The organism is Priestia sp. JSM ZJ58, from assembly GCF_044383985.1.
GTDB classification, from domain to species: Bacteria; Bacillota; Bacilli; order Bacillales; family Bacillaceae_H; genus Priestia; species Priestia zanthoxyli.
On the sequence record NZ_JBISEM010000001.1, the window covers coordinates 2683128 to 2695930 of the forward strand.

The window sequence follows — 12803 nt, forward strand, 5'->3', positions numbered from 1 at the left end:
AGGAGACAACTTTATGATTCAAGTAAAAGATATATACGGAAATTTACCCACACTAGAAACAGAAAGACTCCGCTTGCGGAAAGTTACCAAAAAAGATGTGCGTGACATGTTTGAATATGCCTCAAATGAAAAGGTAAGCAGATATGTAAATTGGGAAAAGCACCGAAAGCTTCAAGATACAAAAGAGTTTGTTTCCTTCGTTTTAAAGCAGTACAGCAACCAATCCATTTCTCCTTGGGCTATGGAAATCAAAGCCCTGAAAAAATGTATTGGCACCATTGACTTTGTCACTTGGAACCCTACTCATCGCATTGCGGAAATTGGCTATGCGATTTCTGAAGCATATTGGAATAAGGGATTTGTTACGGAAGCAGCTGAAAAAGTAATTGCGTTTGGATTTGAAGAAATGGATTTAGTGCGCATTCAGGCGAGGTGCTTTGTTGAAAATGCCGCTTCTGAGAAAGTGATGAAAAAAATCGGTATGTCTTATGAAGGAACAATTCGAAAAGCCATGTTTATTAAAGGAGCTCATCAAGACTTAAAGTTATATTCAATCTTGCGAGAAGAATACACGCGTAACGCGTAGAAAATGTATAGAATACTTTCCATAACACAGGCTAACTTGAACACTAACTCTTCCTTTTGAGGTGAACAATGTTGGAGCAAGCAATTCAGCATTTAGACTTATCTGCACACGGTTTGTGGTTTCCGATTACCGTTAGTTTATGCTTATTTATTCTTGCCCTTGTTTTATTTAAACGGCTGGTTTTTTATCTATTCAATAGCGGTATACTTCCTCGTTTATGCTTTTGTGCTGCCATGGCATATCGCATTTATTAAGTAAAAAAGCGGATGTTGATTAACATCCGCTTTTTTACTATGCACTTACTTTCTACATGCTGAAATCCATATTTATGGCCGGTCATTTTATGCGCCGCGATGACACATGCGTGCGGCTATGCTCTTCAGGACGTGTAAACCCAATTTTTAAAAGCGCCGCTTCTAAATTTGCTTCTGTTTTAATTTGATTAAAATCAATTCCTAGTTTCACTACCGTTTGGGCAATTTCCGGTCGTATCCCCGTTATAATAGCTTCCACTCCCACCAATTTAAGCGATCGATGAATTTTAAAAAGATTGTCTGCTACCATTGTATCAATAATCACGACACCTGAAATATCTAAAATAAGATAAGATAATTGAAGGCTTGTCCCTTTTTTCAAGCAGGTTTCCATAATAACTTGTGAGCGGTGGGTATCAATTTCTCCAATAATCGGCATAATAGCAATCCCTTTTGTGACAGGTACGAGTGGAACTGAAAGTTCTTCTAGTGACGTATAAGCTAAATTCATCATATATCGATTATGCTCGTCATAAATTTGACCAAAAACACATGTTACCGTATCTAAAAGTGGATCAATTCGTTCACTGACATGCAGCATGGTAATTGCCGCAAACTGATGCTCCTCTAGTTCTCTTGTAAATACATCCCAAATAACGCTGCGATAGATTGGAAGGATACCTAGTGCTTTTTCTAAAGGAATATTTTTTTCCACTGCATATTTACCCGTATCAAGTGCCCATTCTTTAACAAGTTTAAGTACAGCCTCCTGTTCTTCAAATAGAGATCTCCCAAAGTATTCCATAATTGACACTCGCCACTTCAGAATTTTCTTTTCTTTCAATTCCTCTAGACTTAGTGTATGTGTAGCATCTAAACGTTCGGCTAATTTTTCTGACAAGCTATATTTATGTTCAAGAATCTTTTTTCCTATATACACGAGCTCCTCTTTCATAAAATACGTTCAGCTCCTCTTTTCTGCTATTTTTACTGCGTATACAACCTTGACTAAGCCTACTTATCCATCCGAAAATTGACTAGCCTTCCTAAAAATAACAAAAAAGCGGTTATTTTATGAATTTTCTTTCTTTTTATTATAGTACCAGAGTAAGAGCCGCACAACTTAAAATTTGCTTCGGAAAAAATTTATGCTTTTATATAAAAAGCGAGATGGGGGCATAACGAAATCAACAGTTAGAAGCCAGTACATACATTAAATCTACGTTTACGATGAGCATAAAAAAACACGAACTATCCATCACCTTTCAATAGATCGTTCGTGTTCAACTTTAACTAACATACTTTTGTCTCAGCCTCGTTTTTTATATTCACTTTCTTTTATCTCGCCTTACACTTGGAATAGCCAGACAACAATTGGCCCAAAAACGGATCCTAATACAGCGCTTAACGTCATTGATACTGAACTCATCGATACCGTTAGCTCACCGTATTCAAATGCTTTAGAAGTTCCTAGCGCATGAGAAGCACTGCCTAATGCAATTCCTTTTCCTAAAGAACTCTTGATCCGAATCCATTTTAAAAGTAGCGGTCCAAGGATTACTCCAGAAAAACCTGCGATCATAACAAATACCACGGTCATCGATGGAACGCCCCCTAGCCCTGTGGCGATCTGAATCGCTACAGGAGTAGTAATAGACTTAGGAATAATGGATAAAATCAGGCTTCGATCAACGCCAAATACTTCAGCAAACACAAGTCCGCTGATCATGCCTGCGAATAACCCTACAAATACCCCTCCAATAATAGGAACGCTGTATTTTACTAGCATCTCACGCTGTTTATAGAGTGGATACGCTAATGCAACAACCGCTGGTCCTAGAAGTGAATTAATCCATTTGCCTCCAATCATATACTCATCATAGGAAACATGAAAAGCAAGCAAAAGAAGAATAACGAATATGGTTGTAGTTAAAACAGGAATAAGAATCGGATAGGAGAACCGCACGTATACTTTTGCCATGACTAGATACAAAGCAACTGTAGCTACGATTATAAAGACCGCGATAAAGAATTCTTGCACTGTTGTTTCTCCTTTCGTTTGTTCGCTTTCTTTTCCAAAAGTTGGCTGGCAGTCCCTGCAGCGGCCATCGTAACAATCGTACTAAGCACAATAATTAAAAATAAAACCGCTCCGCTGCTTGAAAGAAGCGAAGGATAATTCATCACACCTGCCATAGCTGGTATGAATAATAGCGGTAAAAAAGATAACAAGAAACTTGCTCCGTCTTCAATTATTTTGATGGGAACAACTTTGCACGTTAAGCAAATGAGCATTAAAATTAAGCCTATAATACTGCCTGGAATAGGTAGATGAAGCATATGGTGAACAGCTTCGCCGATCATAGAAAAAGCATAAAGAATCGCAATTTGTAAAATGATTCGTATCACTTTCATTATAGGTCACTGTCCTATAAATAAAGAACAGCTGCCCTCCTCTCTTTATTTTGTCATGTTGTCTAACATTTAACTATATAAACACCTTTACTTTACCTACTTTTACTTGTACTATACAACTATATATACATTTGTATTATACAAGTATATATTTCTTTGTCAATGAATGATTTTGTAAGGGGCGATTATAATGCAAGAAAAGAATTCAATTGAATTGATTGAATATGAACTTACTACCTTTATTAGACGAGCGGTCTATCTTGATAATTCCGAAAATAAAATAGGAAACCTAGAAAGATCAGCTTATTTATTGCTGCGGCAATTAGATGAATTTGGACCAGCTCGTGTAAAAGAACTGGCAGAAGCATTTAAACTCGACATTTCAACTCTTTCTAGACAGGCTGCTGCTTTAGAAAATAAAAAGCTTATTTCTCGCTCCTCTGATCCTTCGGATGGACGAGTCAGCCTATTTGACATCACAACACACGGGAAACAAATGCTGCAAACTGATAAGCAAATGCGCCTTGAACGCTATCATAGTATGTTAAAAAAATGGTCAAGTGAAGAAAAGGAGCTATTTGGCAAACTATTAATGCGGATGAATGACGCATTTATCGATTAAATAGAAATTCATGAAAATTAGGCTACTGCTGCAAGGTGTTTGTCCCTTTCTCTTTTCTCTTTTTTGCATTTAATGTAAAGAGACTATTGAAAAGGATGTATGATTATGTCTGTTCCGAATAAACGGAAAGCCACGCCCTGCCTCTTCCCCGGCTATAAATGGTGTGGCCCCGGATGCAGTGGTCCGGGATGTCCTGTAAATGATGTAGACTGCTGCTGTAAATACCATGATTTATGCTATGAAGATTACGGATCATGCCGCTCATGTGATGAGCAATTTCTTGAGTGTCTTTGCTCCAAAGCAAATCCTTACAGTTTAAAAGGAAGACAGGCATACGCTATGTATACCTATATGCGGCTGAAGTTAGCTTTAAAACAATATGACTAAGCAGAAAAGAGGTGAATTAAAAAATTCATCTCTTTTTTATGCCATTTTATCCGTATGAATCCAAAAGCGTTGAACAATAGCCCCGTCCTCTTCTATATAATCCTCGTCTTGTATACCACCGTTTGCCAGAATAGTTCGACGAGAAGCAGTGTTCCAATCATCACACACAACTAATGCCCGTTGAACTCCCAGCTTTTTAATCTCTTGAAGAGATAACCTCAGTAGCAGCTTGGCATATCCTTTTTGTCTTTCACTTGGCCGAATACCATACCCTATATGTCCTCCGCTGTTTCGAAGTATTTCACTTAGCTCATGGCGGATATTAACTACGCCTATTACTCTTTCGTGATGCATTAGCCAGTAGGTGGAATCGGGTACAAATCCTTTTTTTAATCCGATCCCTTTTTCTGCATCTAATAACTCTTGAACCATTTTTTCAAAGTAAGCAGGATCTTTAGCAATGACCCACGGAATCATTTTTTCTCCGCTTGCTTTCCATTCATGATAAAAGCTCATATAAGCCTTTTTATAAGCTGCATCTGGTTTAATTAAAACAGCGGCTTCCACGTACCTTCCTCCTTTTTGTTTATTATGTTTATACTACCTAATTCTCCCAATAAATAAAAGAGGATAATTTACGTGATGTGATCGTTGTATGAGCTTATTTATAAAGTATGTAACAAAAAGTACTCAATGAATGTTCATTGAGTACTTTTTTTCTACTGCCGGTTGTTTAAATAAACTCCTTAAAAAACCTCGTTACTTTTGCAAGGGTATACAGTAAGGTACGCTTCATAACAGGCTCTTCTTTCTTTTGGATTTCAGGAGGTTTAACCCAGCGCTTGTGATTGGCAATAAGAATACTTTTATCCATTTTGTTTTCCATCGCCATCGTCAACTCTTTTGCAAATTTTTGACTATCGATAATGACCATTGATTCGTTATTCAAAAATGTAGAACGGGAATCTAAATTAAAAGAGCCTACGGCGCTAAGTCTTTGATCATAAATCACAGACTTTGCATGGATCGAATAAGGTCCTTGGTATTCGTAAAGCTTTACACCTGTCTTCATAATCGTATCACGCATACTAATATATCCGGAAAAAGCCAACACATTGGGCGTAGATGTAACTGAATTTGTGAGTAGCGTCCATTGAACGTCTGGCTTCTTTTTCATGGCTGTATACTTTCTCATCGCATTGGTGGGCACCACATAAGGACTTTGAATAAGAACAGAGCGGTTAGCTTCTTCTGCTAGGTTAATAAACGTTTTCCACATAAAAGGTCGTTTATTAAAGCGTTCAATTGGATTATGAATAAAAGAAACACGCTTTGTAGAAACGGTGGAAGCATTCCAATTAATCTTGGGGGTCGCAAACGTTTCTCCTACTTGCTTAGCTTTATCATATTGCTGCAGCAGCAAAGCTTTCATCCTCTTCCCCTGATCAACCTGGTACTGTGTGAGATGATGAAAAGCTTTTTTAGTGTAGGGATGAGCCCATAATTCATTTATATAATTTTGCATTTGAGTGATGACGCTATCTTGTTTATGTTTACTGTTTGTAATAAAGACATCACGATCATAGACGAAGTGTGGAGGAGGCTTTTTAGCCAAATATTTGTCCCCTATATTCCGTCCCCCTATTATGCCTAGCTGTCCGTCTACAACCATTATTTTGTCATGCATACGATTTTGCCACGCCCAAGGTTTAAACAATTGAAACGGTTCGTAATACTTCACTTCAATATTAGGATGTGAAGCTAATGCATAGAGCACGCCCCTTCGGTTTCCCCGTAAGCCGTTAGCTATCCCATCCAAAAGAACGCGAGTATGGACGCCTCGATCAGCTGCTTTAAAAAGAGCGGCCATAATTAAATCAGTTGACTCTCCTTTTCCTATTGAGTAATAAGCAATATCAATCGATTTCTCAGCTTGTTGAATCATTTGAATACGAACTCTTCCTGCCTCATAACCATCTTCAAGAAGTCTCACTCGGTCCGTAGACTCACTGTGACCAAAAAAGCTAGCCGGTTTAATTGAGGTCGTTTCCTCTCCTATTTTTAAAGGTACATAAAAGAGAACCACCGCCGTTATAACCACATACAGAATATATAAAGATAAAATAATAAGTAATCCTTTGAATGCTATTTTTATCATCGCAACTCCAGCTTTTTGTCTTTTTCTGTTATCGTTCACAAATAATGATCATTACATGCAAGAAACTGCTTCCTTGATTACTTTGCGCTTTGTTCTTTTGACACATTTATTTTTTCTGATTCACTATTTGTATAGTATGCTAGTACATATCATAGAAAAAAGGATGATGGTGATGGAGGAATATTCTTTTCGTTTTCATATTACAGATTCTTACCCTTTGCAAAATGAAAACGATAAAATAGAAGCTGTTGTACGCACCAAAATCAAGCATGCGGAGCGAGGATGCTTGTACGAGGGTTATCTTCGCGTTCATATCACTAAAATCGGAGTGTTTCCTGTAGCAAAAGATATTGCTGAAGCGATTGGCGTTCGTTCGCTTCGTCAGCAGTTAGCGGCCGAATTAAAAAGATACGTACGGCCGCACCGCAATTTTTTATAACTTTATCCAAACATTTGTCCAAGTGGACTTTCATCTGCAATAATATCTTGAATAGCATAGATAGAAATTGGAAAGTAAGGAATTCCATATGCGTAAGGAGCCAGGTCATACAGCTGATAAAATAGTACAAGTGATTTATCGGCGATATAAAAATCCTGATCTGGTTTAATTCCTTTATATTCTCCAAGAACCATAATATCGCGCTCTTTTATTTGCGCTCCTACTATTTTAGAAAGAACACTTACGTAATTACTGTCTTTTTTAAACAAATCTTTTAGTTGATACGTTTTTCCAGTCAGCACATTAAACGTTAACGGAACTACCACGGTCAATCCGTGCGCTCCCCCGGAATAAGCAAAATTGACAAGCGTTAAGCTGAGCACATTTCGCTCGTTTGTTTTCAACTCATAATAACCCGTTTCTTCTGTATCCGGATTTTCTTCATATCCCTGCTGACGAATTAATTCATTCGTACGCTGCAAGATCTTACTGTTAATGCTGTGCTGAACAGCTGGATTAGTCAAATGAACAGCTGGATAGTAAACGTTTAACTTTTTCTTCACTATTTGTTGAGAATATACCGTTGCAGGTAACGTAACCATCGCTTCCTCCTCTTTCTATACAGAATGTTACATTCTATTCTTTTAGCTTTCATTCCATTACTGAAGCAAAAAAATCCCGTGCATATACGCACGGGATTTTTAACTTTCTATTATTTTACGTTGTTAATTGTTTTAGCAGCGTCTACCGTATTTTTTAATAGCATTGTGATGGTCATCGGACCAACGCCTCCTGGTACTGGTGTGATATAACCTGCAACTTCTAAAGCCGCTTCGTAATCAACATCACCAACGAGTTTACCATTTTCCATTGTGTTACCTACATCAATTACAATGGCACCCGGCTTAATATCATCTGCTTTGATAAGTCTAGGTTGTCCTACAGCTGACACAAGAATATCAGCTTGTTTTGTTAAAGCAGATAAATCTTTTGTGCGAGAGTGAGCAATTGTTACCGTTGCACTTTCTTGAAGTAACAGCATGGATACTGGTTTACCAACAATATTGCTTCGTCCAATTACTACCGCATGTTTACCTGAAATTTCTTCACCTGAACGTTTAATTAACTCAACGATACCGTGTGGTGTACATGGTAAATAGCACTCATCGCCAATGACCATATTCCCTACGCTTACTGGGTGGAAGCCATCTACATCTTTTTTAGGAGATACAGCATTTAATACTGCTTTTTCATCAATATGTTTTGGTAATGGAAGTTGAATAAGAATACCATGAACAGATGGATTTCCATTCAAGTGATGGATTTCGTTTAAAAGCTCTTCTTCCGTAATCGTTACGTCACGTTTGATAATTTCAGACGCAACACCGATTTCTTCACAAGCCTTTGCTTTTGCTTTTACATATGATTGGGAAGCAGGATTTTCTCCTACTAAAATTACGGTTAAACCAGGAACGATACCTTTTGTTTTTAATTGAGCTACCTCTTCTTTTAATGCGGCGCGCAGTTCTTGCGCTACTTCTTTTCCTTTAATTACTTTCGCTGTCATGATGTTTTTTGCTCCTTTCAACTGTAGCCATTTAATAAATGTACGAATTATAGTTATTAATCTAACACAAAAGTTCGGTTTTGTTCAATGTTTTTATTATTTTTATTTTAAATAGATAAAAATAAATAACAAATAACGTATATTCCATTCTTATCGCACTATAATATTTTGTATTCATAGAAGCTGTTTTTATTCAAATGTTGCTTTTCTAAATTAAAAACCGCGCCTTCGGCACGGTTTTCGACGATTTATTTTTTTGTTGATATGCTTTTCTTTGTAGTCAACGGCAGCACGTCTTCCTCTGTTTTTAGATCCTTTACATGCATTTCCTTGAGAGGCACACTTATTTTCTTATTTTTCGGAGGTTCTTCAAAATTCTCCACCCAATCACATAGCAGTTCAAATCCTTGATACACATAAGGAAGGAGAGGCTGAAGCTTTCGATCTGGATCAATTTGATGATTCCATACTAAGCTATCAATATGGTTTCCATTTTCAATTACGTAGTGACGATGAAGGTGCTGCTTACCAGAATCTTTTACCAGTTGTTCATAAGGATAAGCATGAATATCCGGAAAAATAAGAGCATCTAACGACCCTGTAATGCTTATCAACGGAACGGAAATATCACCTGTATTTTCAATTTCACGAACTTTTTGCTTAACATCTTGTGGTCTTTCTTGATAATCATACTTTTTAAAAATAGAATCTAACGAACGATCTCTAACTCCGTTTTCAAAAAGCGTCAAGTATTTTTGCCACGGAATGCTTCCAGGTGCTTGACTGTCAAACTCATCTCTATATATATTAAGCGTTAAAAACCAATAATACTGGTCATGATATGGCCATAAAAACTCAGATCCTTTTGGCAACCCTGCTTGATACAACCGGTGCAAAGCTTCTTTTTGCGATTCACCTACCGTATACAGTGCTTCTTCGGCATGATTTACAACAGGTGTTAGGGAAGTGATCAAGTTATCGTGATCAGCTCGCCACATAACCCCTTCCCATTCAACCCCTCCATTAAAAAGCTGAGGCTCTCCATTTTTCCCATCGTTTTCTAAAGCATAGCGAACAACATAACCCCCATTAGAAATACCTAAAGCATACGTTTTTATATCAAAATATTCTGTCACTTCTTTCTGGAGTTTGTGACGATAATTTTCAAACAAAAATCTCTGAGCAATTTTTGTCACTTCTCGGTATTGAATATGCCATTTTCTAATGGAGTCTTCTTCTTTGACTAGAGCGTTTTTTGCTTTAGCAAATGGATCATCTCTCACTTCTTCTCCCTGTGTCCCTTTATCAGAAGCAGCAAACGCAAACCCTTTTGCCAACACATAGTCGCTGAACAGTAAATCCGTTGATTTCTCATCTCTGGTAGCTGGAACTCCCGACATAACTAACTTTCCATTCCAGTCATCAGGAATTCGAATGAGAAATTTACCACCATCAACTTCACTTTCTACTTGAACGCCCGTTATTTCTTCAGGCTGATACATGTAATACCATCCATTTTTTTCTTCTTTTGTTCCCCAATAGATAGGAGCCAGCCCAATGTTCCCATAGGCAGTCGCTGCTTGAAATTGAAGAGGGTTTTTAGTCGTTAACCAGTTTCCATACTTACCGTCAAACGTTGTGATATTCAAGTGATAACCTCCATTCACATTTGCTTTTGAAGACAATCTTCGGGGACTGTACACGCATAATTTTAGTTAAATATTACCATTCATTTCTCAAAAAGTACATCAAAACGCCTTTGTTGCAGAAAGAAAGTAGACATTTATCACATCTGAGCCCATAGCGCCGTATAATATTGAAATTTATTCAAAAAAAGGAGTGTAAATGACTATGAGTTCGTTTAATTCTTCAAAACTCTCTACGACTCTCATTCCCCCTGCTACTTCCTCCTATCCGGTTTCTGGAAGAAAATATACTCTTACTCATTCTGATACAACCGGTCAGCTTTTTTTAAGCATCGGATGCTCATATAACAACAAGGCGATAGATAAAAATATGCGTGATGAAGTACTAGCTGCTCTTCACGTAACAGATCGACAAGCAGTTATTCAAGGCGAAGTTTTTGTTAGCGGAGGTGAGTTCAGCCGCGAGCAAGCACAGCTTCGTTATCACATTTTCCGCCGGGAGCTTCCGCTTGCTTTAGAAGCAATATTTTACGGAGACCAAGCGTTTTTTCAACATTATCCAGACTTGCTAAATACACCGATTTACATTTATTTTGTATCGACTTATCAAGAATTTAGAGGGTGGTCCTATTATCAAACCCCTAAATTTTATTTAAAACAAACATGCAGCAGCTAGCACGCTAGTGCATAAACTAATGGAAAATGAACGAGGAAGGTGTGAATGTCTCATGTACAGTCAATGGGTTTACCCCTATATGCCGCGCTACTACCATCCAGTGGTTCCTACTACGAATGAAAATTATTTAGAACCTTATAGATACAATGAAGACTTATTTTCTTATATCCTGCATGAAGAAGAAGAAGTTAGATCTACACGCGATGTAGACAGAGTGATGAAAATTTTAAAACGCCAGTATCAGTCCATCTACAGAGATGCTCAACGAGGTGGGATGGATAGCAAACTAACAGAATACTTATTTCGTTCCATTGTAAGATTTGTTGATGATAACTATAACAATTACAGCGGATCTATTAACGAACGCGTCGAAAAAGCCGCGCGACAGCTGAAAAAACGTGATCCCTGGACATTTGAACTTTTTAACTTATACAGCGTTTCCCCTGTTTCACAAGTTCGAATTACTAACACGATTTTAACCGTTTCATTTGAAAATTTACGTAGAGGAAATGAAGTGCCAAATCCTAGATAAACAAAAAACCGCCACAATTGTGACGGTTTTTTGTTATGGTAATACAGTTGCTCCCATTAGATGGCTATCAACTTGTTTAGCTACTTCACGACCTTCATGAATAGCCCATACGATTAAACTTTGCCCACGACGAGCATCACCAGCAGCAAAAACACCTTCAACATTTGTTTTGTAATTTCCATACGCTGCATCTACGCGACGATTTTTCGTTTCAACACCAAACGCTGATAGAACCGGATGCTCTGGACCTTCAAACCCAATCGCAATAAAGACAAGCTGAGCTGGCCATACTTTTTCTGTTCCTGGAATTTCGGTAAAGATGTACTGTCCATTTTCACCTTTTACTTTTTCCATTTGAACCGTATGAAGTTCTTTTAGATTACCTTGCTCATCTGCCACGATTTTTTTCGTTTGAATTGAATATTCACGTGGATCGTCCCCAAATTTCGCCTGTGCTTCTTCATAAGCATATTCAAGATTAAATACATGTGGATATTCAGGCCACATATTATCTGCCGTACGCTCAGCAGGAAGCTGAGGATGTTTACCAAACTGAACAACGCTGCGGCATTTTTGACGAAGAGCACTAGCTACACAGTCAGCTCCCGTGTCTCCGCCTCCAATAACAATAACGTCTTTTCCTTCAGCATCAATAAATTGACCATCTTTGAAGTTAGAATCTAAAAGGCTTTTTGTTGAAGTTGTTAAGTAGTCCATTGCAAAGTGAACTCCTTTTGCTTCACGGCCTTCTAATACTAGATCTCTTTGCTTCTGAGCTCCTGTACACAAAATGACAGCATCATATTGTTCTTTTAACTCTTCAGCAGTAATGTCTTTTCCAACTTCCGTATTCGTTACAAAATCAATACCTTCTTGTGTCAATAAGCGAACACGTCTTTCCACTACTTCTTTATCTAGCTTCATATTCGGAATTCCATATGTTAATAAACCACCGGCACGATCTGCTCTTTCATATACCGTTACTGAATGACCCGCTTGATTCAGCTGATCTGCGCTCGCTAAGCCTGCTGGCCCAGAGCCAATAACAGCAATTTTTTTGCCTGTTCTTTTCTCCGGAATACGCGGAGTAATCCACCCATTCTCAAAGCCTTTATCAATAATAGCGCGTTCGATATTCTTGATCGAAACCGCTGGATCTGAAATAGCAAGCGTACAGGAACCTTCACACGGAGCAGGACAAACGCGTCCTGTAAACTCCGGGAAGTTGTTCGTTTTCATTAAACGCTCTAAAGCTTCTTTCCAGCGTCCTTTATAAACTAAATCATTCCACTCTGGAATTAAGTTATAGATTGGACATCCAGAAGTAAAAGCATTAATATCCATTCCCATGTGGCAAAAAGGTGTGCCACAATCCATACATCGTGCTCCTTGACGGCTTAGCGCTTCATCAGATAAAGGAGCAGCATACTCTTTCCAATCACCTAAACGTTTTAACGGGTCACGTTCCTTCCCTTTTTCACGTTTGATTTCCATAAATCCTGTTGGTTTTCCCATCGTACT

At 38.0% G+C, this 12803-nt stretch carries 15 protein-coding genes; 6 read left to right on the forward strand and 9 right to left on the reverse strand.

Annotation, left to right across the window (positions count from 1 at the left end; genetic code table 11):
- Positions 1 to 13: 13 nt before the first annotated feature.
- On the forward strand, positions 14 to 586 hold the full coding sequence (locus tag ACH6EI_RS14160; RefSeq protein WP_014460341.1) for a GNAT family N-acetyltransferase: 573 nt from the start codon (positions 14 to 16) through the stop codon (positions 584 to 586).
- A 336-nt stretch (positions 587 to 922) separates the two neighbouring features.
- On the opposite strand, the gene ACH6EI_RS14165 is transcribed toward ACH6EI_RS14160, so the two are convergent.
- The 3 genes from ACH6EI_RS14165 to ACH6EI_RS14175 form a co-directional block, all read right to left on the reverse strand.
- Positions 923 to 1795, reverse strand: a complete 873-nt coding sequence (locus ACH6EI_RS14165) for an STAS domain-containing protein (RefSeq protein ID WP_028413551.1) — start codon at positions 1793 to 1795, stop codon at positions 923 to 925.
- A gap of 393 nt (positions 1796 to 2188) precedes the next feature.
- Positions 2189 to 2881: an LrgB family protein gene (locus ACH6EI_RS14170; RefSeq protein ID WP_028413552.1), complete on the reverse strand. Its 693-nt coding sequence runs from the start codon at positions 2879 to 2881 to the stop codon at positions 2189 to 2191.
- Complete coding sequence (locus tag ACH6EI_RS14175; RefSeq protein ID WP_033578834.1) at positions 2851 to 3255, reverse strand: CidA/LrgA family holin-like protein; 405 nt, start codon at positions 3253 to 3255, stop codon at positions 2851 to 2853. Before ACH6EI_RS14175 ends, ACH6EI_RS14170 begins: the two co-directional genes overlap by 31 nt.
- 190 nt (positions 3256 to 3445) lie before the next feature.
- Here ACH6EI_RS14175 and ACH6EI_RS14180 point away from each other — a divergent pair, with 190 nt between their 5' ends.
- Positions 3446 to 3877, forward strand: a complete 432-nt coding sequence (locus tag ACH6EI_RS14180; protein WP_048021189.1) for a MarR family winged helix-turn-helix transcriptional regulator — start codon at positions 3446 to 3448, stop codon at positions 3875 to 3877.
- A gap of 105 nt (positions 3878 to 3982) precedes the next feature.
- The gene (locus ACH6EI_RS14185) at positions 3983 to 4264 is read left to right on the forward strand and encodes a hypothetical protein (RefSeq protein WP_080754416.1); all 282 of its coding nucleotides are present in this window, start codon (positions 3983 to 3985) and stop codon (positions 4262 to 4264) included.
- A 36-nt stretch (positions 4265 to 4300) separates the two neighbouring features.
- Here ACH6EI_RS14185 and ACH6EI_RS14190 read toward each other — a convergent pair whose 3' ends face one another.
- Together ACH6EI_RS14190 and ACH6EI_RS14195 are read right to left on the reverse strand one after the other, a co-directional pair.
- Complete coding sequence (locus tag ACH6EI_RS14190) at positions 4301 to 4780, reverse strand: GNAT family N-acetyltransferase (protein WP_048021498.1); 480 nt, start codon at positions 4778 to 4780, stop codon at positions 4301 to 4303.
- 217 nt (positions 4781 to 4997) lie between these two features.
- The gene (locus tag ACH6EI_RS14195; protein WP_028413556.1) at positions 4998 to 6422 is read right to left on the reverse strand and encodes a phospholipase D-like domain-containing protein; all 1425 of its coding nucleotides are present in this window, start codon (positions 6420 to 6422) and stop codon (positions 4998 to 5000) included.
- Between the two features lie 172 nt (positions 6423 to 6594).
- On the opposite strand from ACH6EI_RS14195, the gene ACH6EI_RS14200 reads away from it, so the two are divergent.
- Positions 6595 to 6861, forward strand: coding sequence for a hypothetical protein (locus ACH6EI_RS14200; protein ID WP_028413557.1), 267 nt, complete (start codon positions 6595 to 6597; stop codon positions 6859 to 6861).
- A 2-nt stretch (positions 6862 to 6863) separates the two neighbouring features.
- Here the strand turns inward: ACH6EI_RS14200 and ACH6EI_RS14205 are convergent, their stop codons facing one another.
- The 3 genes from ACH6EI_RS14205 to ACH6EI_RS14215 form a co-directional block, all read right to left on the reverse strand.
- Positions 6864 to 7463, reverse strand: a complete 600-nt coding sequence (locus ACH6EI_RS14205) for a DUF3298 and DUF4163 domain-containing protein (protein ID WP_028413558.1) — start codon at positions 7461 to 7463, stop codon at positions 6864 to 6866.
- 110 nt (positions 7464 to 7573) lie between these two features.
- Entirely contained in the window at positions 7574 to 8428 is an 855-nt protein-coding gene (folD, locus tag ACH6EI_RS14210; protein ID WP_028408722.1) for a bifunctional methylenetetrahydrofolate dehydrogenase/methenyltetrahydrofolate cyclohydrolase FolD, read from the reverse strand.
- Between the two features lie 248 nt (positions 8429 to 8676).
- Positions 8677 to 10077, reverse strand: a complete 1401-nt coding sequence (locus tag ACH6EI_RS14215) for a tannase/feruloyl esterase family alpha/beta hydrolase (protein WP_098112545.1) — start codon at positions 10075 to 10077, stop codon at positions 8677 to 8679.
- 202 nt (positions 10078 to 10279) lie between these two features.
- Here ACH6EI_RS14215 and ACH6EI_RS14220 point away from each other — a divergent pair, with 202 nt between their 5' ends.
- Both ACH6EI_RS14220 and ACH6EI_RS14225 read left to right on the forward strand, forming a co-directional pair.
- On the forward strand, positions 10280 to 10750 hold the full coding sequence (locus tag ACH6EI_RS14220) for a staygreen family protein (protein WP_028413560.1): 471 nt from the start codon (positions 10280 to 10282) through the stop codon (positions 10748 to 10750).
- Positions 10751 to 10802: 52 nt separating this feature from the next.
- Positions 10803 to 11282 carry a hypothetical protein gene (locus ACH6EI_RS14225; RefSeq protein ID WP_028413561.1) on the forward strand — a complete coding sequence of 160 codons (480 nt, stop codon included), beginning with the start codon at positions 10803 to 10805 and terminating at the stop codon, positions 11280 to 11282.
- Between the two features lie 33 nt (positions 11283 to 11315).
- Here the strand turns inward: ACH6EI_RS14225 and gltD are convergent, their stop codons facing one another.
- Positions 11316 to 12797 carry a glutamate synthase small subunit gene (gene gltD / locus ACH6EI_RS14230; RefSeq protein ID WP_108674641.1) on the reverse strand — a complete coding sequence of 494 codons (1482 nt, stop codon included), beginning with the start codon at positions 12795 to 12797 and terminating at the stop codon, positions 11316 to 11318.
- Positions 12798 to 12803 lie beyond the last annotated feature (6 nt).

Bases quoted from the DNA above. Each gene is read 5' to 3' on its own strand.
- folD (WP_028408722.1), bottom strand. From the start codon at position 8,428: ATGACAGCGAAAGTAATTAAAGGAAAAGAAGTAGCGCAAGAACTGCGC.
- ACH6EI_RS14200 (WP_028413557.1), top strand. From the start codon at position 6,595: ATGGAGGAATATTCTTTTCGTTTTCATATTACAGATTCTTACCCTTTG.
- ACH6EI_RS14220 (WP_028413560.1), top strand. From the start codon at position 10,280: ATGAGTTCGTTTAATTCTTCAAAACTCTCTACGACTCTCATTCCCCCT.
- ACH6EI_RS14190 (WP_048021498.1), bottom strand. From the start codon at position 4,780: ATGAGCTTTTATCATGAATGGAAAGCAAGCGGAGAAAAAATGATTCCG.
- ACH6EI_RS14225 (WP_028413561.1), top strand. From the start codon at position 10,803: ATGTACAGTCAATGGGTTTACCCCTATATGCCGCGCTACTACCATCCA.
- ACH6EI_RS14195 (WP_028413556.1), bottom strand. From the start codon at position 6,422: ATGATAAAAATAGCATTCAAAGGATTACTTATTATTTTATCTTTATAT.
- ACH6EI_RS14180 (WP_048021189.1), top strand. From the start codon at position 3,446: ATGCAAGAAAAGAATTCAATTGAATTGATTGAATATGAACTTACTACC.
- ACH6EI_RS14205 (WP_028413558.1), bottom strand. From the start codon at position 7,463: ATGGTTACGTTACCTGCAACGGTATATTCTCAACAAATAGTGAAGAAA.
- ACH6EI_RS14165 (WP_028413551.1), bottom strand. From the start codon at position 1,795: ATGAAAGAGGAGCTCGTGTATATAGGAAAAAAGATTCTTGAACATAAA.
- gltD (WP_108674641.1), bottom strand. From the start codon at position 12,797: ATGGGAAAACCAACAGGATTTATGGAAATCAAACGTGAAAAAGGGAAG.
- ACH6EI_RS14185 (WP_080754416.1), top strand. From the start codon at position 3,983: ATGTCTGTTCCGAATAAACGGAAAGCCACGCCCTGCCTCTTCCCCGGC.
- ACH6EI_RS14160 (WP_014460341.1), top strand. From the start codon at position 14: ATGATTCAAGTAAAAGATATATACGGAAATTTACCCACACTAGAAACA.
- ACH6EI_RS14175 (WP_033578834.1), bottom strand. From the start codon at position 3,255: ATGAAAGTGATACGAATCATTTTACAAATTGCGATTCTTTATGCTTTT.